The sequence below is a fragment of the Flavobacterium sp. CF108 genome, assembly GCF_900129795.1.
Taxonomy (GTDB): domain Bacteria; phylum Bacteroidota; class Bacteroidia; order Flavobacteriales; family Flavobacteriaceae; genus Flavobacterium.
This window is the reverse complement of the sequence record NZ_FQWW01000002.1, coordinates 664,254-686,595: the sequence shown is the minus strand read 5'-3', so window position 1 is coordinate 686,595 and position 22,342 is coordinate 664,254. Positions and strand designations below refer to the sequence as shown.

Sequence of the window (22,342 nt, the reverse complement as noted above, 5' to 3'; positions counted from 1 at the left end):
AATTCTATAGATATATTTTCAGTTTTAAATTAAAAATGTACCTTTGCAAAAAATTTTTGAAACCTAAATTTAGATACAGTTTTAATAATGATAATTTCAAATAAATCAGTCCAGTACTTATTAGTTACCTTATTAGCACTTACTTCGTCGATAAATTTCGCCTCAACTTCAGTTGATAGCGTTTCTGTTGACCACAAAAACGTTGAAGTGACAGAAGAAAGTCATGCAGCAACAAGTGCTCACGGAGAAACTGTTGGTCACGAAATCGAAAAAGAATTTAACGCAAGTGAATTAATTAATTCACACATTGGAGATTCTCACGATTTTCATATCGCTGACTGGGATGGTCATCCTATTTCTTTTAGTCTTCCAGTTATTTTATGGACAAATAACGGATTGGAAATTTTTTCATCTTCAAAATTTCACCACGATAATACAGGTGAGCATGTAGTTGATATCAATGGTCAGAAATTAGTTCGTTATAAAGAAATAATTTTTTATGCTGACAAATTTGAAGAAATGGCAGCAGATGAGAGAGACAATGGTGCTTTTGCTTTTGATGCAAGACCGTTAGATTTCTCTATCACAAAAAATGTTTTCTCAATGTTAATGTCTGCGATTATTTTGTTTTTATTGTTTTTTGCAGTTGCAAGGTCATACAAGAAAAACCCAAATGCCCCAAAAGGTATAGCTGGATTTTTAGAGCCGCTAGTTACTTTTGTAAGAGACGAAATTGCTGTTCCTAATATTGGTACAAAAAAGGCTGGAAAATATATGCCATACCTTTTAACTATCTTTTTCTTTATTTGGATCAATAACCTTATCGGATTAATTCCTTTTTTTCCATTTAGTTCTAACTTAACAGGTAATATCTACTTTACATTCGTAATGGCTTTTATCACTTTTATCGTTACAACTTTAAGTGGAAACAAATCATACTGGGGACATATTTTCAACACACCGGGAGTTCCTGTATGGTTGGCTCCAATTATGATTCCTGTAGAAATCATCGGGATGTTGACTAAACCATTTGCATTAATGATTCGTTTATTTGCAAACATTACTGCTGGACATATTATCATTTTGAGTTTAGTTTCTTTGATTTTCATTTTCAAAAGTATCGCTGTTGGCCCAGTTGCCGGAGCATTCGTATTGTTCATGAGTGTATTAGAAATGCTAGTTGCTGCTTTACAGGCGTATGTATTTACATTGCTTTCAGCATTATTTATTGGTCAGGCTGTTGAAGAGCACGATCATCATTAATTAGAGTTTTATTAATTATTAACTATATAAATTTATTATTATGGTATTAGCTGGAATCGGAGCTGGATTAGCTGTAATTGGTGCAGGTCTTGGTATTGGAAAAATTGGTGGTTCTGCAATGGACGCTATTGCTCGTCAACCAGAAGCTGCTGGAAAAATCCAGACTGCTATGATTATTGCTGCTGCACTTATTGAAGGTGTTGCACTTTTCGCAGTAGTTGTTGCGTTAATCGCAAAATAATTTACATTTAAAACTTCCTGTAGCGGTTGGCTTCAGGAAGTTTTTTTAAAAAACTACAAAACAATTTTTAAATATATACTGTTATGCAATTAACTTCACCAGAAAGTTTAATTTTTTGGACAACAATTATCTTTATTGTTTTCTTCATTCTTTTGGCAAAATTTGCTTGGAAACCTATTTTAGGGGCTGTAAAAAGTCGTGAGGAATCTATTAACAATGCGTTGGCATCTGCAGAAGCTGCACGTTTAGAAATGCAAAATTTAACTGCTGATAATGAGCGTATCTTAAAAGAAGCTCGTGCTGAACGTGATGCTATGTTGAAAGAAGCTCGCGAAATGAAAGAGCAAATAATTGCTGACTCTAAAAACGAGGCACAAGAGCAAGGTCAGAAATTGATCGAACAGGCTAAAGCTGCTATCGAAAATGAAAAAAATGCAGCTATGGCTGAATTGAAATCTCAGGTTTCAACGTTATCATTAAGCATTGCTGAAAAATTATTGAAAGATGAATTATCTAACAAAGAATCTCAAACTAAATTAGTAGAGAAAATGTTAGGTGACGTAAAGTTAAACTAAGATTATGGCAAGTACAAGAGCAGCAATTCGTTATGCAAAAGCAATTCTAGACTTAGCAAACTCTAAAGGTGTTGCCGAAGCTGTCAATTACGATATGAAGTCAATTGCTTCGGCAATTGAGACAAGCGCAGAATTGAGTACCTTTATTCAAAACCCAACTACAAAAGTTGAAGTTAAGGAAAGCGCTCTTTTAGAAGTTTTTGCAAATGTAAATGGCGTTACTAAAGGTTTATTTCATTTATTATTTGAAAACAAAAGGTTTGAAATTTTAGGTGCAATTGCAATAGAATACAGCAAAATATTTGATGAAAGTAATGGTATTGAAACAGCAAAAGTTACTACTGCTATTCCTATGGATGCTGCACTAGAAGCTAAAGTTTTGGCTAAAGTTGCAACTTTGTCAAATAAAAAAATAACAATAGAAAATATCGTAGATCCATCAATTATTGGAGGATTTATTTTAAGAATAGGTGATCAACAATACAATGCATCTGTTGCAAATAGATTGCAGGTATTAAAAAGAGAGTTAAGTAATTAGTTTTATTACACATAAAAGTGTCTAAATTATAAATTTAAGATGGCGGAAATCAAACCTGCTGAAATTTCAGCAATATTAAGAAAGCAAGTAGAAGGTTTTGAATCTGGTGCTACGCTAGAGGAAGTAGGAACGGTACTTCAAGTTGGAGACGGTATTGCTCGTATTTACGGGCTATCTAATGTACAATACGGTGAGTTAGTTGAATTTGATAACGGACTTGAAGCTATTGTATTAAACCTTGAAGAAGACAATGTTGGTGTGGTACTTTTAGGACCATCAACTGGAATCAAAGAAGGATCAACTGCAAAAAGAACACAACGTATTGCTTCTCTTAAAGTAGGTGAGCAAATGGTTGGACGTGTGGTTAATACTCTTGGTCTTCCGATTGACGGTAAAGGACCAATTGAAGGAACTTTATACGAAATGCCATTAGAAAGAAAAGCTCCTGGAGTTATTTTCCGTCAGCCAGTAACTGAGCCATTACAAACAGGAGTAAAAGCAGTAGATGCTATGATCCCGGTTGGACGTGGACAACGTGAGCTTGTTATTGGTGACCGTCAAACAGGTAAATCAACTGTTTGTATCGATACAATCTTAAATCAAAAAGAATTTTACGATGCAGGAAAACCTGTATTCTGTATATATGTTGCAATTGGGCAAAAAGCGTCAACAGTAGCAGGAATTGCAAAAATGTTAGAAGAAAAAGGAGCAATGGCTTATACAGTTATTGTTGCGGCAAATGCTTCTGATCCAGCTCCAATGCAAGTTTATGCTCCTTTCGCAGGTGCTGCAATTGGAGAATACTTTAGAGATTCAGGTCGTCCGGCACTTATTGTGTATGATGATTTATCTAAACAAGCTGTTGCTTACCGTGAGGTTTCTCTTTTATTAAGAAGACCACCGGGACGTGAGGCTTACCCTGGAGACGTTTTCTACTTACACTCTCGTTTATTAGAGCGTGCTTGTAAAGTAATTGCTGATGACGGAATTGCTAAAAGCATGAACGACTTACCAGATTCTATCAAGTCTATCGTAAAAGGTGGTGGTTCATTAACTGCTTTACCAATTATCGAAACTCAGGCTGGTGACGTTTCTGCATATATCCCAACAAACGTAATCTCGATTACAGATGGTCAGATTTTCCTTGATGGAGATTTGTTCAACTCTGGAGTTCGTCCTGCTATTAACGTAGGTATCTCTGTATCTCGTGTTGGAGGTAATGCTCAAATTAAATCAATGAAAAAAGTTTCAGGAACTTTAAAATTAGACCAGGCTCAATTCCGTGAATTAGAAGCTTTCGCTAAATTTGGTTCTGACTTGGATTCAGTTACATTAAACGTAATTGAAAAAGGAAGAAGAAACGTTGAAATCTTGAAACAAGGTTTAAATGATCCTTATCCTGTTGAAAACCAAGTTGCTATTATTTACGCTGGTTCTAAAAACTTATTGAAAAGTGTTCCTGTAAATAAAGTAAAAGAATTTGAAGCTGATTTCTTAGCTTACTTAAACAGCAAACATAAAGATACGCTTAACGCGTTGAAAGCTGGTAAGTTAGATGACAACATTACTGATGTTATCGAAAAAGCAGCAAAAGAAATTTCAGCAAAATATATCTAATTAGAGAATTGGTCAATTAGATAATTAGAAAACGTCTTAACAGTATTCTAATTATCTAATTTTCAAATTGTCACATTTTTTAATCGACAAATGGCAAATTTAAAGGAAATCCGTAATAGAATTACTTCCGTTTCATCGACGATGCAAATTACATCGGCAATGAAAATGGTTTCTGCAGCAAAGCTTAAGAAAGCACAAGATGCAATCACTGCAATGCGCCCTTATGCCGAGAAATTAACAGAGTTATTACAAAATCTTTCTGCTACACTTGAAGGTGAAGTTGGAGGAGATTACACAACTCAACGTGAAGTAAAAAAAGTATTGCTTGTAGCTATAACTTCAAACAGAGGTTTATGTGGTGCATTCAATTCAAATGTTATTAAAGAGGTTAAGAATCGTACCGATTTTTATGCAGGAAAACAAGTTGACGTTTTTGCTATTGGTAAAAAAGGAAATGATGCTTTAACTAAAACGCATAAAGTTCACGGTCATCATAATGCAATTTTTGATCATTTAACTTTCGAGAATGTTGCTGGAATTGCTGATAATTTGACTGAAAAATTCTTATCTGGAGAATATGACAGAATCGAATTAATCTACAATCAATTTAAAAATGCTGCAACTCAAATTGTTCAAACAGAGCAGTTTTTGCCTTTAGCACCTATTAAAACTGATGCTGCAGTTTCTGCGGGAGATTATATTTTCGAACCTTCAAAAGAAGAAATTGTTTTGACTTTAATTCCAAAGTCTTTAAAAACACAATTATACAAAGGTATTCGCGATTCATTTGCTTCTGAGCATGGTGCGCGTATGACAGCTATGCACAAAGCAACTGACAACGCAACAGAATTAAGAAACCAATTGAAATTAACTTACAACAAAGCACGTCAAGCTGCAATTACAAACGAAATCTTAGAGATTGTTGGTGGAGCAGAAGCTTTGAATGGATAAGAAGTTCATCAATAAATAAAAAAATAGCCGACAAATATTTGTCGGCTATTTTTTTTTTGGAAGTTTTTTCTTTTTTAAGAATATCATCTATAAACAAGAAAATTTATAAAATGGTGATTCTCAATTTACCCAAAATTGAGAATCCATACCATTTTATAAAATTATTGACACAGATTTTATCACTCTGTAGCTTTGTCTTTCATGGGAACAAACTAGCTTTATAAATCCCAGTGCTCTGTTTTTTTTTTAGGGTTACATTTCAGCAGAATCAATCCCTGTGCTTTGTTTTTTATGGGTACAAACTAGCTTTATTAGTCCCAGTGCTCTGTTTTTTTTAGGGTTACATTTCAGCAGAATCAATCCCTTATGCTTTGTCTTTTATGGGAACAAACAAGCTTTATTAGTCCCAGTGCTTCCTTTTTTATAAGGGTTGTATTTAGCTTTCTCAATCCCTGTGAAACAAATTTAAGAAAAGACTGTTTAAAAAAAGTTACATAATTTTCAGCCTTAATTTACATATTTCACATGTTAGTGTGTTGTTAATTATATAACTTGCTTAAAAAAAATAATTAATTTTGAATTCTATTTCTATCACAATGGCTTTACAAATACGCGAATTTACTACGATTGACGAAATGGTGGCTCAAATTGAAACCATCAGATTTCTATATCCTAATATAACTTTAGAAAAGTACCAATCATTTCTTTCTGAAATGGTTCCGCATAATTATATCCAGATTGGAGTTTTTGAAAATGAAGTTTGTTTGGGCATTACAGGATGCTGGTCAGCAACCAAATTATGGACGGGAAAATATCTCGAAATTGACAATTTTGTAGTAAATCCAGAATATCGCTCTAAAGGAATTGGAAAAATGCTTACAGATTATATCGAACAAAAAGCGCTGGACATAGGCTGCAGCAGTATTGTTCTTGATGCTTTCTCGGGAAATTTTGGCGCGCACCGATTTTATTATAATCAAGGATATGGCCCAAAAGGTTTTCATTTTGTGAAAGTTTTAGACGAAAATAAATTAACACATTAAAATTGTCGCTAAGTTTTTTTATTGAACCGTCAAAAGGACTAATAAAACCAAAGAATTGGTTATTTTTGTTTTTTGAACTTTATTACTAATTATTTTGGGATTATATAAAAATCTATTCAAACAAACTGCAATTTATGGACTGGCAACCGTTTTACCGCGAATGCTCAGTTTTTTATTGGTCAGATTATATACAGGTATTTTACCGACTGCCGAATACGGCGAAGTTTCGATTGTTTTGTCTTGGATGGTTTTCTTTAACGTAGTTCTTTCTTATGGAATGGAAACAGCATTCTTTAGATTTTACAGTGCCGAAGAAGATAAGAAAAATGTAATCGCAACTTCTACAATATCAATATTTTGGTCATCAATTGGATTCTTGTTTGCGGGGTTAATTTTTAGAAATACGCTGGCAAACTGGGCCGAAGTTGATGCGCAGTATATTACCTATTCTGTTTGGATTTTAGTTTTAGACGCATTGGTTTTAGTACCATTTTCAAAATTAAGAGCAAACCAGCGTCCAATGGTTTACGCAGCAATAAAAATAGGAAACGTAGTAATTAATCTATTGCTGAATATTTTCTTTTTATTGTACCTGCCAAAATTAGCGGCTTCACATCCTAATTCAGTTTGGGATAATTTATATGTAGAAAATTTCCAGATTGCCTATATTTTCATCGCCAACCTCTTGGCAAGTTTAGCAACTTTCATTGTACTTTCTCCAAATTATCTTTCGTTAGGAAGAAAATTTGATCCCATACTTTGGAAAAAAATGATGAAATACGGTCTGCCAATTTTAGTTGCCGGACTTGCATTTGCAGTGAATGAACATTTCGATAAAATCTTATTAGGATATTTACTTCCTGAAAATCTTGCAAAATCAGAAGTTGGGGCTTATTCTGCCTGTTATAAACTAGGGTTATTTATGGTCTTGTTTGCAACGGCTTTTAGATTAGGAATTGAACCCTTCTTTTTCAGCCACGCAAAAAATGAAAACGCACCTCAGACTTATGCCATAATTACAAAATATTTTGTGATTCTGGGTTCACTGATTTTATTAGGCGTTATCGTTTTTGCAGACATACTAAAATATCTTTTATTAGACAACAAATCCTATTGGGAAGCCATGAAAGTGGTGCCGTTAATCATTCTGGCAAATTTCTTTTTAGGAATTTACAATAACTTATCAGTTTGGTATAAACTAACAGATCAAACAAGAATTGGAGCCTATATTTCAATTGTTGGAGCAATCGTAACTTTGGTTTTAAATTACTTTTTGATTCCAAAATACAGTTATTACGGATCTGCAATTGCAACAATTTCTGCCTACGGAAGTATGATGTTAATATCGTATGTTTTAGGAAACAAATATTATCCTATTCCATACGACATGAATAAAATTTCGGCTTATTTAGGAATTTCAATTTTATTTTCTGCCATTTCATTTTATGGATTTAGAGAAAATTATTTTGTTGGAATCCCGTTACTATTAGGCTTTATGTACTTTGTTTATCACAACGAAAAAGACACAATTAAAGGAATAATGAATAGAAAGTAAAAGTGCTTTTTTAATCTTTTATAATAAAAATGAAAATACAAATTATCAATAAATCACAACATGATTTACCAAATTACGAAACAATTGCTTCTGCAGGAATGGACTTGCGTGCCAATATTACAGAACCAATTACGTTAAAACCTTTAGAAAGAACAATTGTAAAAACAGGACTTTTTATTGAATTGCCAATTGGTTACGAAGCACAGGTTAGACCAAGAAGCGGGCTGGCAGCAAAAAAAGGAGTTACAGTTTTAAATTCTCCGGGAACTGTTGATGCAGATTACAGAGGTGAAATAGGAGTGATTTTGGTAAATTTATCAAATGAAGAATTTGTAATTGAAAACGGAGAAAGAATTGCACAATTAATTATTGCCAAACACGAAAGAGCAGAATGGATTGAAGTGGAAGAATTAACGGAAACTTCAAGAGGAGCAGGCGGATTTGGAAGTACTGGAGTGAAATAAGTTTTCAGTCTCAGTCGCGGTTTACAGTTTTTTTGATAAAGCTGTTAAACTTCTGCGAATTTTAAAAATTAAAACTTGAACTAACCAAACTGAAGGTTTTTTTAAATCTTCCCACATAAAATAAAATTAGATGAAAATAATCGTTCCAATGGCAGGTCGTGGATCAAGACTTCGCCCACATACATTAACAGTACCAAAACCATTAATTCCGGTTGCGGGAAAATCTATCGTTCACCGTTTAGTAGAAGATATCGCTAAAATATTAAAACAGCCGATAGAAGAAGTTGCCTTTATTCTTGGAGACGAAGCGTTTTTTGGAGATGATGTTGTTGCAAGTCTAAAGGATTTGGCACAAGGGTTAGGAGCGAAAGCTTCAATCTATCGTCAGGATTTACCTTTAGGAACCGGGCACGCTATTATGTGTGCAAAAGAATCTTTATCAGGACCAGCAGTTATCGCTTACGCGGATACTTTAATTAGAGCCGATTTTGAATTAGATCCATCTGCCGATGCGGTAATTTGGGTAAAACAAGTCGATCAGCCGGAAGCTTTTGGAGTTGTAAAATTAAATCCAAATAATGAAATTATAGAATTGGTTGAAAAACCAAAAGAATTTGTTAGTGATTTAGCCGTGATTGGAATTTATTATTTTAAAGAAGTTGGAGATCTGAAAAAAGAACTTCAGGGAGTTTTAGATAATAACATTCAAAATGGCGGTGAATACCAAATCAACGACGGTATCAAAGCCATGATGGCAAACGGAAAAGTTTTTAAAACCGGAAGTGTTGATGAGTGGATGGACTGCGGAAACAAAGATGTTACGGTTGAAACGAACAGCAGAATGTTAGGATTTTTGCATAATGACGGAGAACATTTAGTGGATTACAACGTAACGCTTGAAAATTCAACAATTATTCCTCCATGTTATATTGGTGAAAATGTAGTGTTGAAAAATACAACTGTTGGGCCAAATGTTTCAATAGGAAAAGGCTGCCATGTAACCGACAGTTCTATTAAAAATAGCTTAATACAAACTAATTCTCAAATAAAAAATGCTAACTTAGATAATGCAATGATTGGAAATCATGTTAGTTATGATGGAAAATTCACAAGTATCAGCATTGGAGATTACTCGGTTTTAGAATAAAATGAAATCGTAAAAAAAATGAAAAAAAGAGTTTTGATAATTTTATTTTTTGCTTTACTAAGCAATTCAGCTTCGGTTTTCGCGCAAACGGAACCGGAAGATATTGCTTTGGCACCAGATGAATATCAAGACGCTTTTTATGAATCTTTGAAACAAAAAGGAATCGAAAACTACGATAAAGCAATAGCATCTTTAGAAAAATGTATCAAAATAAAACCTTCTGATGCTGTCGCTTATTTTGAAGTTGGAAAAAATTATCTGGCACTAAAAGAATATCAAAATGCCCAAAATGCATTTGAAAAAGCCACGCAGTTAAATCCAAAAAACAAATGGTATTGGCTGGGAATTTACGATGTAAGTTACGAAACCAAAAACTACCCTTTGGCGATAGAAACGATTCAGAAGATTATTGTTTTTGATGAAGAATATAAAGACGATTTGATCTCGTTATATATGTTGACAAACCAATATGATAAAGCGCTTGTGACGATTAACGAAATGAATGATAAATTCGGAAAATCTGAAGATCGTGATCGTTATAAAACACAGATTTTATCTCAGGGAAAATATCAAAATGCAGAAATTTCAAATTTAATTGAGCAGATTAAAAAGAACCCAAAAGAAGAATCAAATTATGTTAATCTGATTTTTCTATATTCAAAATCAGACGAAACAGACAAAGCCGTTGATGTTGCAAAACAACTGGCAAAAGAACTTCCAGATTCTGAATGGGGACAGGTAAGCTTGTTCAAAAGTTATTTAGATGCTAATCAGGCAGACAAAGCCATTAAGTCGATGAATGTAATTTTGTCAAGTTCAAAAATTGATTCAAAAATTAAGCATCGAACATTAAATGAGTTTTTGATTTATGTAAATAAAAATCCGCAATACGGTCCAGATTTAGAAAAAGCCATTTCTTATTTTGACAATGATAAAGAAGTTGACGTTGCTAAAGAAATTGGAAAATTTTATCATAGTAAAAACCAGTTTGAAAACGCCATTAAATATTACGAAAAAGATTTAATGACCAATTCAAACACTGATCGTGAAACGAATTTGCTTTTGCTTGAAGCTTATACACAAGCAAAACAATTTGCGCCAATGACAAAAAGAGCAATGACCATGATTGAAGTTTATCCAAGCCAGCCGCAATTTTATTATTATGCAGGTTTGGGAAGCAATCAGTTACAGCAATTTAAAAATGCAAAAACCGTTTTAGAAATGGGACTTGATTATGTTGTTGATGATAAAAAACTAGAGGCAAATTTTAATATTCAATTGGGAGAGGCATATAATGGATTAGGAGATGCTAAGAAAAAAGAGGAATACTTTTTGAAGGCAAATGAATTATTAAAAAAGAAGTAAGAAGAAATTAAGATGAAAAAATATATTATAATAGTATTAATATCGGTTTTTATGGTCTCGTGTAAGTCCAAAGCCGTAGCTGTTCAAAATAATAATACTACCGAAGTTGTTGCAAAAAAAGACAATAAAGCAATCGAAAAACATTACGAAAACAAACTAGATTTTTCGACCTTAAATATAAGAGCCAGTGCGAGATATGAAGACGAAAAACAAAGCCAAAATGTTACCGCCGATATAAAAATCGAAAAAGACAAACAGATTTTAATAAGTGTTAAATTTTTGGGAATTACAATGGCAAAAGCTTTGATAACCCCAACAACAGTAAGTTATTACGAAAAAATAAAAGGTACTTATTATGAAGGAGATTTTAGCAGTTTGAGCGAATGGCTTGGAACTGACCTGGATTATAATAAAGTTCAGAATTTATTAATTGGAGAAGCTTTTGATGATTTACGAAAAGGAGAGTATACACAGACAATTGTAGAAAATCTTATACGTTTAGAAGACCAAAAAAGTCAAAAGATTCAAAAAGTATTTTATTTAGATCCTGAAAAATATCTAGTACAAAAAGAAGAGATTTCTCAGTCATCTGAAAACATAAAATTAGAAATCAATTATTCAGATACTAAAACGTTCAGTCAGGGAACTATTCCAACAACATTGGTAATTAATGCATTGCAGCCAAAAGGAACAACCAATATTAATTTGAATTATAACAATATATCATTTAACGAAGAACTTTCTTTTCCGTATAGTGTGCCAAGCGGTTATAAAAAAGTTTTAATTAAGTAAATTTGTAAAAAGAAAAATAGAAAGATGCCAAAATTTCTCCTAAGCCTAATTTTTGTTTGCGCCACGACTTTTGTCTGGGCACAAGATTCGCAGCAAGAAAAACTTGAACAGCGCAAAGCGCAGATTCTTCAGGAAATAAAAGACAATGAAAAAATGCTGCAGTCTGTAAGGAAAAAAGAAAAATCAGCAGTGAATGAATATTTAATTCAGGCAAATAAAATCAAGCTTAAAGAAAAGCTGATTAATACAACAGCAAAACAGGAAAGAATTTTAAGCAACGATATGTATATTAACCAAGTTCAGGTTAATAAACTGAAAAAAGAACTGGCGGTTTTAAAAGAAGATTATGCAAAAATGATTTTGAAATCGTATAAAAGCCGTTCTGAGCAAAGCCGTGCGATGTTTATTTTATCTTCAGAAAGTTTTTTACAAGCCTACAAAAGAGCACAATATTTAAAACAATATACGAATTTCAGAAAAAACCAAGGTTTAGAAATTCAGTCTAAAACCGCACAACTGGTTGATTTTAATGCCAAATTAGACGGACAGAGAAAGGTTAAGAAAAAAATTATTGTTGAAAACGAAAAAGAAAAACAAAGCTTAGAAGTTGAGAAAAAAGAACAGCAAAAGCTTGTTAATGCAATTAAAAAAGATAAAAACAGAATTGCGTCTGATATTAAAGCAAAACAAAGCGAATCAAAAAGAATTGACAGACAAATTGATCGTTTGATTCGTGAAGCAATTGCCGAAGCAAACAGAAAAGCGGCACTTGAAAAAGCTAAAGAAAACCCTGGGTCTGCAACTGTAAAACCAGTTTCATCTTCTAAAATCGCAATGACGCCAGAAGATAAAGTTTTAGCAGCCGATTTTAAAGCCAATAAAGGAAGACTGCCTTGGCCGGTAGAAAAAGGATTTATTTCGTTAGGTTATGGAGATCAGCAGCATCCGCTTTATCCAGATATAAAAGTTCATAATTCAGGAGTTGAAATTACGACCGAAGATGGTGCAAATGCAAGATCTGTATTTGCTGGTGAAGTATTCAGCGTAATGGTTTTATCTCCGGTAAATACGGTAGTTATGATCCAGCACGGAGATTACTTTAGCGTTTACCAAAACCTGAGTAAAGTATTTGTAAGCAAAGGAGAAAAAGTTTCGATCAAACAAAATATTGGAAAAGTAAGAACCAGCGGTGATAGCGGAAAAACGGTTATTAAATTCTTGATTCTTCAAAATACAACCAATACCGATCCTGAAAATTGGTTACAAAACAGATAAAAAAAGGGAGCTATTTAGCTCCCTTTTTATTTAATCATATTGTTCTAAAAAATATTTGATAACATCAGTTGTCGTGACAATCCCTTTCAGTTCTCCGTTATCTACAACCGGAAGAGCGTGAAATTCTTCTTTTACAAATGTCGACGCTAAATCTTTAATAATAGTGTCAGAAGAAAGAGTTTTAGGTTTTGATGTCATAACCTGAGGAATTGTCAGCATATCCAAAATAGCTTCATCGATACCTTCCTGCCCTTCAAACAAAGCACCAAAAGTAAGACGATTAACATCTGTACGGCTGATAATACCCACAACTTCCTTACCATTTACAACAGGAATATGTCGAATAGAATTCGATTTTAGTTTTTCTACTACTTTTCTTAAATCGTCATTTTGATTTACAGTCACCACGGTTTTAGTCATGATGTGACTAATTGGTTCTCTTTTTTTCATAATAGATCAGTTTTATATTTATATCAAATATGTAGAATAATTCTGATAAATAACATGATCTTTATCAGCTTTTAAAACAATTAAAAACCCGATATAGAGATACTTTTTTGAGGGTAATACATTGAAAAGTATAGCGAAATTTCAATAATAATTCTTTACTTAATTTGAAATTGCAATGAATGAATTTAAAAATAGTATTTTTGCAGTATGGAAACAAATAGACAGAAAAAAATAGGCAGTGTCATCCAAAAAGATTTGGTTGATATTCTGCAAGGTGAAGTGCGAAAAAATGGAGTTAGCAATTTGGTAATTTCAGTATCCAAAGTTAGTGTAACCTCAGATTTATCTGTGGCAACGGTATATTTAAGCATTTTTCCTCAAGAAAAAGCAAAGGAAACTTTAGAAGGAATAAAATCAAATACAACTTTAATTAAACATGATTTGTCGCAGCGCGTTCGTCTTCAATTACGCCGTGTGCCAAATTTGGTTTTCTTTATTGATGACTCACTAGATTATATCGAAAAAATTGACAATGCATTAGCAAACAGAGAAAACCCAATTGAAAACCGTGATCTTTTAGAAAAAAGAAGAAAATCATAAATTGAATTTCCCATTTTACATAGCCAAACGTTATCTTTTCAGCCTTAGTAAAAATAACGCGATCAATATCATCAATTTAATTGCCAGTATGGGAATTATTGTTGGTACAATGGCTTTGTTTGTGGTTTTATCTGTTTTTAGCGGATTAAAAGTTTTCAGTCTTTCGTTTACAAATGAGATTGATCCGGATTTAAAAATGACAAGTACATACGGAAAATCATTTTTAATTTCACCCCAGCAAGAAAAAGAGCTAAAAGAAATTAACAGTGTTGCCTGTTATACCAAAATTATTGAAGAACGGGTTTTGTTTTTATTTAAAGACAAACAACGCGTTACTTATTTAAAAGGTGTTGACAGCATTTACCCGGTTGTAAACAATATCAAAGTAAAACTTTTTAACGGACAATGGCTAAAACCAGATTCGTATCAGGTTGTTATTGGTTACGGAATTGCACAGGATTTTTCGCTGGGAATTCTTGATTTCGAAAACCCGCTGCAGATATTTGCTCCAAAACCCGGAAAAGGAGCAATCGACAATCCCGAAGAAGCATTTAATAAAACAGATGTTTTACCCGTTGGGATTTACTCAATCAGCGAAGATTTAGATTCAAAATATGTTTTTGCCGATTTAGGTTTAACACAGGAATTATTGATGTATAAGCCAAATCAAATTTCGGGAATCGAATTTAGGTTAAAACCAAACACAGATGAAAATGCGGTTAATACACAGATTAAAAAGATTTTTAATAATAAAGTCACTATAAAAAATAGGGAGCAATTGAATGAGTCTTTATATAAAATGCTCAATACCGAAAATATTGCTGTTTATTTAATTTTTACGCTTGTAATTATCGTTGCACTTTTCAATTTGATTGGAGCTTTAATTATGATGATTTTAGACAAAAGGGCAAATTTAAAAACCCTTGTTAATCTGGGAACTGAAATAAACAGCGTGAGAAAAATTTTCATACTACAAGGAACTTTACTTAGTGTTTTTGGAGGATTGATAGGACTTTATTACGGAATTATATTAGTCACATTGCAGCAAAAATACGAGCTGATAATGATCACGCCAACGCTGGCTTACCCAGTTGTTTTTACACTTGAAAATGTTGTAATCGTAATGACAACAATTGTTTCTCTTGGATTCGTGGCATCACTTATTGCCAGCAGCCGTGTAAGTAAAAAATTATTAGATTAATTTTTTCTTTCAAAATATTACTTATATTTACCGCCTTGAAAATTCACAGCATATGATTGTTTCTGCCTAATCCTATTTTATTTTTAAGAATAATTAGGATACTTACGTTTTTTACTTTTCAGTTCAGATAAAGACATCTGGACCAATTTTATCATTTATCCTAATATATCATGACAGAAACAACTATACAAAAAAGTTTTTTTTCTAAATTTTTTACCACTTTAAAACAAGCCTTAAAAGGCGATGAATCATTTGATTATACTGCCGGAAGTATAAAGAAAGCCGTAATTCTATTGGCCATTCCGATGGTTTTAGAAATGATGATGGAATCGGTTTTTGCTTTAGTCGATTTATATTTTGTTGGGCATTTGGAGCATAGCAGTTTTGCGATTCAAACCGTTGGTTTGACGGAATCTGTTTTGACAATTATATATTCTCTTGCAATAGGAATGAGCATGGCCGCAACAGCAGTTGTAGCAAGACGTATTGGAGAAAAAGATCCGGTCGCTGCCGCAAAAGCCGGAATGCAGGCGATAATTGTAGCATTTGCCGTTAACGCTGTTCTAAGTGTTTTGGGAATTATCTATGCAAAAGATATTCTGCTTTTGATGGGCGCTTCTGTTGATGCTGCCGAACACGGTTTCAAATTCACGCAGATTATGATTGGCTCAAGTTTATGCATTATGCTTTTATTTTTGATTAACGGAATTTTCCGTGGAGCAGGAAATGCAGCAATTGCAATGAAAAGTCTTTGGATTGCCAACATTTGCAATATTATTTTATGTCCGATTTTAATTAACGGTTTTGGACCAATTCCTGCCTTTGGCTTAGTTGGAGCTGCCTTGGCAACAACTTTAGGAAGAAGCATTGGAGTTTTATATCAGGTTTATCATTTGTTCTCTGGAAACGGAATTTTAAAAATTAAAATAGCCTATTTCGCTCCAGACTTTAAGCAGATAAAAGCTTTGGTTAAAATAGCTGCACCGGGAATTTTACAATTTGTAATCGCATCATGCAGTTGGATTTTCTTAGCTCAATTAGTTGCAACAACTGGAGGCGATCACGGTTCTGCAGGTTATCAAACGGCGCTTAGAATTATGATGTTTTTTATTCTTCCGGCTTGGGGCTTAAGTAATGCTGCGGCAACTTTGGTTGGACAGAATTTAGGAGCAAAACAAATTGAACGTGCCGAAAAATCGGTTTATACGACAGCAAGATATAATGTAATTTTCATGGCCACGATCATGATTATTACTTTAGGTTTTGGCCAATATATCATTTCATTTTTCACGAATGATGAAGCTGTAAAAACAATTGCTGTCGAAGCACTGCAAATCATGAGCATCGGATTTATCTTTTACGGAATCGGGATGGTTTTGATCAATACTTTTAATGGAGCAGGAGATACCTGGACACCAACCGGAATTAATTTCTTCGGGTTTTGGCTGTTCCAAATTCCGCTGGCTTTTGTATTAGCCAAACATTTTAATATGGGGCCAACCGGAGTTTTCATCGCAATTCCCGTTGCCGAAACTGCTATAACTTTAGCCGGAATCTTTTTCTATAAAAGAGGAAAGTGGAAAAGAGTTCAAGTGTAATAAAAATAAAAAGGCCTTCAAAACGAAGGCCTTTTTTGTATAAAAAAGTTAAATACTGGAAAAATTATTTTTATACCACAAAGATATTGTACATTTGAGCGTACAATTAAAAGTACTATATCATGAAGGCTATTACAATATCTACATTAAGAAAAAACATTAAAAACTATTTTGATGAAGTCTCAGAATCCTCAGAAATAATTGTTGTTCCCAGAAATACTGAAGAAGATGCAGTTGTTATAATTTCAATGAAAGAGTACAATTCTATATTAGAAACACAACATTTATTATCAACTAAAGCAAATAGAAAAAGACTTTCAGAATCTATTGAACAAATGGAAAGTGGAAAGTTAACGTCTTATAATTTAGACGAATTATAGAGGAAGAATATGGATATTTGTTTTACAAAAAATGGCTGGGAAGAGTTTGAATATTGGATTGAAAATGATACAGATACTGCACTAAAAATAAAAGAATTAATTAAATCGATTAGAGAAAATCCATTTAAAGGAATTGGTAAGCCAGAACCATTGCGGCATGATTTAAAAAGTTTTTGGTCCCGAAGAATTAATGGAGAACATCGATTGGTTTATAAAGTATCAGGAACAAAGGGGATTGATCAAAAGTGTATAATTATACAATGTCGATTTCATTATGATGATTAATAAATACAAAAAGACCTCTAATTGAATATTTTGTAAGAAATTTGCATTAATTTTGTTTCGTAAAATTTAATACTTTTTATGATTAAAATTAATTTAGAAAATACTTTTGAAGCAATACATGTAAGTTCTAATTTCGATCAATATATTTTTGAATCTCAATTAAAGAATAATAAAATAATTCAGCTTAAAGTTAAGTTCACCAACATTGCTGAATCCTTATTGCCCAATGTTTACAATTTAGCTTTTGGCCCATTTGATGCAAACGGAAAAATTAATGATTCTATAAATCTTAAACATAATGATAGTAATAAAGTTTTCTCGACAATTATTTTGTTTTCGATAACTTTTTTAAAAAACAATCCTCATACCTCAATTGGTATTGATGGCTCAGATGATTTACGAGCCAATCTATATCATCGAATGTTTAGATATAATTACAAAGATTTAAAAGATTTTCTAGTGATTATCGGAGTAGATTGGTACGTGAGATTACTGCGAAATGGCACAATTGAATTAGATAATAATGGATTGGCATTTTTTAAACCAAAACCAGAATCGTTTGATTTTCAAAGAAAAACTAACGATCTTTATAGATACTATATGTTTAATTTAAATCAATAATGTTTAAATTTGCTTTATGAAAGATTCTATTCAAAATAAGATTAATAAAATTCAGGAAATCGCTTTAGCCTCTGCTTCTGAGAAAAACATTGCTGATGATAGAGATGTTACAGAATCAAATTATAGTGATAATTTGACTAAATCAATTCGAAATAAAAAAGAAGCGGAATTATTTTTTTCTGAGTTAAAATCAGCTATTGATCTGGCTAAAAGAAATTCTATAAGAAATATTTTAGAATAGAAATAAAAAAAAAAACCTTCAATATTGAAGGTCTTTTTTTTATATTAAACAAACTCATATCCAGCATAAACCTGTTCGATTTCTTTCATAATTGCGAATAAATCTTCTGGAGCATCAGTTGTAACTAATTTTTGTTTGAATTCTTTAAAAGAATGAATTCCTTTAAAATAGTTCGTATAATGACGACGCATTTCTACAATTCCCAAACGCTCGCCTTTCCAATCCATTGACCATTGCAAATGATTTCTCGCGGCTTCAACACGATCAATAACTGTTGGAGCAGGTAAGTGTTCACCTGTTTTGAAATAATGCTTGATTTCATTAAAAATCCACGGATAACCAATTGCCGCACGGCCAATCATGATACCGTCGATTCCATACTCATTTTTATATTTTAATGCTTTTTCCGGACTGTCGATATCGCCGTTTCCAAAAATAGGCATTGAAATTCTTGGGTTGTTTTTTACACGCGCAATGTGTGACCAGTCAGAATGACCTTTATACATTTGAGCACGAGTTCTGGCGTGAATGGTCAAAGCCTGAACACCAATATCCTGAAGTCTTTCTGCGACTTCATCAATATTAATAGAGCTTTCGTCCCAGCCTAAACGCGTTTTTACCGTTACAGGTAAGTCAGTGCTTCTAATAACCGCTTTTGTTAAGCGTACCATCAAATCGACATCTTTCAAAACTCCGGCACCGGCACCTTTACAAACTACTTTTTTTACCGGACATCCAAAATTAATATCAACTAAATCTGGTTTTACTGTAGAAACAATTTTAGACGAAAGCGCCATTGCTTCTTCGTCACCACCAAAAATCTGAATTCCAACCGGACGTTCGTAATCAAAAATATCCAGCTTCATACGGCTTTTTATAGCATCACGAATTAATCCTTCCGACGAAATAAATTCAGAATACATCATGTCAGCGCCATGCGTTTTGCATAATCTGCGAAACGGCGGATCACTAACATCTTCCATCGGTGCGAGTAATAAAGGAAATTCGGGTAATTCTATGTTGCCAATCTTGACCATCTTCATGATTTTTTGCAAAATTACAACATTTAGTTCAATTTGTACCAAATTGGGGTTCAAAGGTTCAGAGTCGCAAAGGCTCAAAGGTTTTTTTATATTGCTGATTAAGAGCCTTTGAACCTTTGTCTCTTTGCAACTTTGTACCTATACTAAGCCCTGTAGTCAAAAAATCGAATTGGTTTGCGGCTCATCGGATTAAAAACTAAAGGGTTTAAAGTTTCTTTTGAAGCAAATTCTATTTTTGGAGTTACTCTCAATTTCGCTCTAAAGTGATCTTTAATTTCCTGCAGAAATTCTGGCGTTTGATTTTTTACCGCAATTTTTATTACGATTTCATCAGTGCCTAAATCGTTTGTAGAGATTTCGATAATATGATTTTCGATATTGTCAAAACCGCTTAAAACATCGTTCATCGCCGGCGGATAAAGCGTTGTTCCTTTATATTTTATCATTTGCTTTTTACGGCCCAAAACAGGGCCAACACGCAAAGTATGTCGCCCGCAGGCGCAAGGTTCGTTATGAAGCTGTACAATATCTCCGGTTTTAAAACGTAATAATGGCATCGCTTCAATTCCTAAAGTAGTAAAAGTAAGTTCACCCGTTTCTCCGTCTTTTACAGGTAAATTATTTTCGTCCAAAACTTCCACAATAATAAGTTCCGGATGATGATGACCGCCATTTCCGTGTTCACATTCTGTAAAAGCCGTACTCATTTCGGTCGAAGCATAAGTCGAAAACAACTTAATATTCCATTTATCAGTGATTTTTTTAGATAATGTATTCATCGAAAAATCCTGATCTCGCAAAGATTCTCCAATGCAAATTGCCCCTTTTATGCTCGAATTATTATAATCGATTCCGTGAATTTCGGCATATTCAATCAATTTCAATAAAAAGGACGGAACAGTAATTAAATAACTCGGGTTATACTTTAAAATAGAATCCCATTGCATTTCCGGAATTCCGGCACCAACACGAATCACGCCGACTTTCAATTTTCGAAGACCTAGAAAATAAGCCAAACCAGCCATAAATTTTCTGTCGATTGTGGTCATCAATTGTACCACATCACCTTCGGCAATTCCGGCGCAGGCAAACGAAATGGCTTCATTATAAGCCAAACGATCCAAATCAGAATCGGTTAAACCAAAAGTTACAGGATCGCCTAAAGTTCCTGATGTTGAAGCGTAGTCGATAATTTTATTTTGCGGAACGCATACAAAATCATCATTATATTGCTGTAAATCTTCTTTTGTAGTAACAGGCAAAAATTGTAAATCTTCAAGCGTTTTAATTTTTGAAAGATCAATATTTTGTCCGGCAAAAAGTCTTTTATAAAAAGGAGAATTTTGACTGATATATTCTAAAAGTTCAGATAGTTTTTTTTCTTGAAAAATTTTAATTTCTTCTAAAGAATCTTTTTCTATTGCTGGAATCATTTTAATTTTCTTTTGGATTTTTTTAAATATTTTTCAATTTTTTCTTTTTCAGGCAGCGTCGTAATTTCTTTGGTCAAAGCTTTTTCAAAATTAAGTTTTGCCTGCTGAAAATCTTTTATTTGGTAAAAGTACAATCCTGCCTTATAATATACAACCCAATAATCAGGGTTTAATGATTGATAGTTTTGAATAAATTCTCGAGAAATCGTTTCCTTATTTTCAAGAAACGAATCTATTTTATGATCTTCAACTTTGAATTTTTTATAATTGTGAAAAGCAGCTGTTTCTAAAAACGGATCTTTGGCAATATTTAAATTTTCTTTTTGAAAAGAATTTAGGGAATCATTTTTTCTTTCGCCAAAAACGGAATTCAAATCATAACAAACAAATTCGCCCAATTGATACGGATTTGCCGAAACCCAAACTAATTTTTCTTTTGGTTTAAAAATAATTCCGTGATGTGCCATTAATTGGTTTAACGCTTTTTCAGAACCAAAACCTAACGGAATATCTTTTAAACCATTTTTATTTCGAAGAATTTCCGAAGCAATTTCCGGATTTACTTTTGGGTTTTCTGCCAGAAGTTCCTGCATTCTTTCAAAGCGATATTCAGAATGACTGTTTACAATTTGTTCCTGATTTCGTTTATCAGCTGCAAAAGCGTCTCCCTGAAAATGATTGGAACATATCAACTGATCTGTGTTTGGAACATCGTAAACGTCCATTTTTGTAGGTGAAACTTCAATTAAAATCGCTTTATTATCGTTGGCACTTCCCACCATTATTGATTCAGACACAAATACGTTTCTCTTTTTTGCAATCGAAATGGCTTCGTCTATAGTTGCGGCGTGTTGCAAAATTTCACGCGTTAAAATTGAAATGGGTGTTTTGGCAATTAGCGGAATTTTAGATTTCGAAGCATTAATCGTCACCGTTAAACCTTCCTGATTCATTCCGGAAACGGCACCAACCATTCCCGGCCAGGTAACCATCATAAATTTGTAACCTGCTTTCGGGTTTATAAACGCCACGATTTTATTTTCCGCGAAAGCGTCATTTACATAGAAATCAAAATTGCGTCCGAGGATTAAATTTCCATCTTCCGTTTTTTCATTCCATGCCGCAAAAGACGAACAGCCAACCAAAGCCAAATCTTGTAAAGCGTGTCCAATATCATGTGCCGCATGAAGGTATAAACCACGCTGATATTTGGGCGCAATGTTATTTAATTCATCCGAAGTGTATTCAGAAACGCCATAAATTTCCGTTTGATATTCTTCGGGAACATTCAAATATAATTTTCGATTGTACCATCTTAAAAATTGGCGGAGTATTTTTTGCTGAAAAGCAGACGGAATAAAATCTTTTACTTTGGAGAAAAAAACTTGCTGCTGATTTTTTAAAAGAGAATCGGTTAAAGCTCCGGTGTTTAAGCCAATTTCCAGCGGATCGCCTTCGACATACAATTCCCAAATACCTTGTTTGTTTTTTAAAAGAGAATTTTTTCCGGAAATAAAAACAGAGTCTGATTTTTTTACAACAATTGGTTTCGATGCATTATAAGCTGAAAGATCAGGTTTATGATGCATTGATTTTGATGTTCCGCAAGAAATAAAGAACATTAAAAAACCGATAAAGAAGAAAAGTAAGATTCGGTTTTTCAT

24 protein-coding genes are annotated in these 22,342 nt (G+C 33.2%); 20 read left to right on the top strand and 4 right to left on the bottom strand.

All coding sequences use genetic code 11. The features are described from left to right. The first annotated feature begins 87 nt into the window (after positions 1-87). The 13 genes from atpB to BUE10_RS08250 all read left to right on the top strand — a co-directional run bounded on the left by atpB (position 88) and on the right by BUE10_RS08250 (position 12,826). Positions 88-1,263: a F0F1 ATP synthase subunit A gene (atpB, locus tag BUE10_RS08310; protein ID WP_073484047.1), complete on the top strand. Its 1,176-nt coding sequence runs from the start codon at positions 88-90 to the stop codon at positions 1,261-1,263. Positions 1,264-1,303: 40 nt separating this feature from the next. After that, complete coding sequence (gene atpE, locus BUE10_RS08305) at positions 1,304-1,504, top strand: ATP synthase F0 subunit C (RefSeq protein ID WP_031453874.1); 201 nt, start codon at positions 1,304-1,306, stop codon at positions 1,502-1,504. Positions 1,505-1,587: 83 nt separating this feature from the next. Continuing rightward, positions 1,588-2,079 (top strand): F0F1 ATP synthase subunit B, encoded by a 492-nt coding sequence (locus tag BUE10_RS08300; protein ID WP_073484045.1) that lies wholly within the window; start codon positions 1,588-1,590, stop codon positions 2,077-2,079. A 4-nt stretch (positions 2,080-2,083) separates the two neighbouring features. Next, the gene (gene atpH / locus BUE10_RS08295) at positions 2,084-2,617 is read left to right on the top strand and encodes an ATP synthase F1 subunit delta (RefSeq protein WP_073484043.1); all 534 of its coding nucleotides are present in this window, start codon (positions 2,084-2,086) and stop codon (positions 2,615-2,617) included. A 39-nt stretch (positions 2,618-2,656) separates the two neighbouring features. Then, the gene (atpA, locus tag BUE10_RS08290) at positions 2,657-4,234 is read left to right on the top strand and encodes a F0F1 ATP synthase subunit alpha (RefSeq protein ID WP_073484041.1); all 1,578 of its coding nucleotides are present in this window, start codon (positions 2,657-2,659) and stop codon (positions 4,232-4,234) included. Positions 4,235-4,324: 90 nt separating this feature from the next. Further along, positions 4,325-5,185: an ATP synthase F1 subunit gamma gene (gene atpG, locus BUE10_RS08285; RefSeq protein WP_073484039.1), complete on the top strand. Its 861-nt coding sequence runs from the start codon at positions 4,325-4,327 to the stop codon at positions 5,183-5,185. A gap of 596 nt (positions 5,186-5,781) precedes the next feature. Then, a complete protein-coding gene (locus tag BUE10_RS08280; RefSeq protein WP_073484037.1) occupies positions 5,782-6,228 on the top strand; it encodes a GNAT family N-acetyltransferase in 447 nt (148 codons plus the stop codon). Between the two features lie 94 nt (positions 6,229-6,322). Further along, entirely contained in the window at positions 6,323-7,783 is a 1,461-nt protein-coding gene (locus BUE10_RS08275) for a lipopolysaccharide biosynthesis protein (protein ID WP_073484035.1), read from the top strand. A gap of 29 nt (positions 7,784-7,812) precedes the next feature. Continuing rightward, positions 7,813-8,247, top strand: coding sequence for a dUTP diphosphatase (dut, locus tag BUE10_RS08270; protein ID WP_053472973.1), 435 nt, complete (start codon positions 7,813-7,815; stop codon positions 8,245-8,247). 130 nt (positions 8,248-8,377) lie between these two features. Then, complete coding sequence (locus tag BUE10_RS08265) at positions 8,378-9,394, top strand: sugar phosphate nucleotidyltransferase (protein ID WP_073484033.1); 1,017 nt, start codon at positions 8,378-8,380, stop codon at positions 9,392-9,394. 18 nt (positions 9,395-9,412) lie between these two features. Beyond that, entirely contained in the window at positions 9,413-10,759 is a 1,347-nt protein-coding gene (locus BUE10_RS08260) for a tetratricopeptide repeat protein (RefSeq protein ID WP_073484031.1), read from the top strand. Between the two features lie 12 nt (positions 10,760-10,771). Continuing rightward, positions 10,772-11,551 (top strand): lipoprotein insertase outer membrane protein LolB1, encoded by a 780-nt coding sequence (locus BUE10_RS08255; RefSeq protein ID WP_073484029.1) that lies wholly within the window; start codon positions 10,772-10,774, stop codon positions 11,549-11,551. A gap of 24 nt (positions 11,552-11,575) precedes the next feature. Beyond that, a complete protein-coding gene (locus BUE10_RS08250) occupies positions 11,576-12,826 on the top strand; it encodes a murein hydrolase activator EnvC family protein (RefSeq protein ID WP_073484027.1) in 1,251 nt (416 codons plus the stop codon). A 30-nt stretch (positions 12,827-12,856) separates the two neighbouring features. Here the strand turns inward: BUE10_RS08250 and BUE10_RS08245 are convergent, their stop codons facing one another. After that, positions 12,857-13,276 carry a CBS domain-containing protein gene (locus BUE10_RS08245; RefSeq protein ID WP_073484025.1) on the bottom strand — a complete coding sequence of 140 codons (420 nt, stop codon included), beginning with the start codon at positions 13,274-13,276 and terminating at the stop codon, positions 12,857-12,859. A 207-nt stretch (positions 13,277-13,483) separates the two neighbouring features. On the opposite strand from BUE10_RS08245, the gene rbfA reads away from it, so the two are divergent. The 7 genes from rbfA to BUE10_RS08210 all read left to right on the top strand — a co-directional run bounded on the left by rbfA (position 13,484) and on the right by BUE10_RS08210 (position 18,202). Next, on the top strand, positions 13,484-13,876 hold the full coding sequence (rbfA, locus tag BUE10_RS08240) for a 30S ribosome-binding factor RbfA (RefSeq protein WP_053472967.1): 393 nt from the start codon (positions 13,484-13,486) through the stop codon (positions 13,874-13,876). A gap of 1 nt (position 13,877) precedes the next feature. Next, positions 13,878-15,077: an ABC transporter permease gene (locus BUE10_RS08235; RefSeq protein ID WP_073484023.1), complete on the top strand. Its 1,200-nt coding sequence runs from the start codon at positions 13,878-13,880 to the stop codon at positions 15,075-15,077. A gap of 170 nt (positions 15,078-15,247) precedes the next feature. Next, a complete protein-coding gene (locus BUE10_RS08230) occupies positions 15,248-16,675 on the top strand; it encodes an MATE family efflux transporter (protein WP_073484021.1) in 1,428 nt (475 codons plus the stop codon). A 122-nt stretch (positions 16,676-16,797) separates the two neighbouring features. Next, complete coding sequence (locus BUE10_RS08225) at positions 16,798-17,055, top strand: type II toxin-antitoxin system Phd/YefM family antitoxin (protein ID WP_073484019.1); 258 nt, start codon at positions 16,798-16,800, stop codon at positions 17,053-17,055. A gap of 9 nt (positions 17,056-17,064) precedes the next feature. Next, on the top strand, positions 17,065-17,340 hold the full coding sequence (locus BUE10_RS08220; RefSeq protein ID WP_073484017.1) for a Txe/YoeB family addiction module toxin: 276 nt from the start codon (positions 17,065-17,067) through the stop codon (positions 17,338-17,340). A gap of 78 nt (positions 17,341-17,418) precedes the next feature. Continuing rightward, positions 17,419-17,961: a DUF6934 family protein gene (locus BUE10_RS08215; protein ID WP_073484014.1), complete on the top strand. Its 543-nt coding sequence runs from the start codon at positions 17,419-17,421 to the stop codon at positions 17,959-17,961. Positions 17,962-17,977: 16 nt separating this feature from the next. Continuing rightward, complete coding sequence (locus BUE10_RS08210) at positions 17,978-18,202, top strand: hypothetical protein (RefSeq protein ID WP_073484012.1); 225 nt, start codon at positions 17,978-17,980, stop codon at positions 18,200-18,202. Positions 18,203-18,246: 44 nt separating this feature from the next. On the opposite strand, the gene dusB is transcribed toward BUE10_RS08210, so the two are convergent. The 3 genes from dusB to BUE10_RS08195 form a co-directional block, all read right to left on the bottom strand. Next, complete coding sequence (gene dusB, locus BUE10_RS08205) at positions 18,247-19,239, bottom strand: tRNA dihydrouridine synthase DusB (RefSeq protein WP_073484236.1); 993 nt, start codon at positions 19,237-19,239, stop codon at positions 18,247-18,249. 149 nt (positions 19,240-19,388) lie between these two features. Continuing rightward, positions 19,389-20,678, bottom strand: coding sequence for a flexirubin biosynthesis putative acyl-CoA ligase FlxY (locus tag BUE10_RS08200; protein ID WP_083598003.1), 1,290 nt, complete (start codon positions 20,676-20,678; stop codon positions 19,389-19,391). Further along, on the bottom strand, positions 20,675-22,342 hold the full coding sequence (locus tag BUE10_RS08195) for a C45 family autoproteolytic acyltransferase/hydolase (protein ID WP_073484008.1): 1,668 nt from the start codon (positions 22,340-22,342) through the stop codon (positions 20,675-20,677). Before BUE10_RS08195 ends, BUE10_RS08200 begins: the two co-directional genes overlap by 4 nt.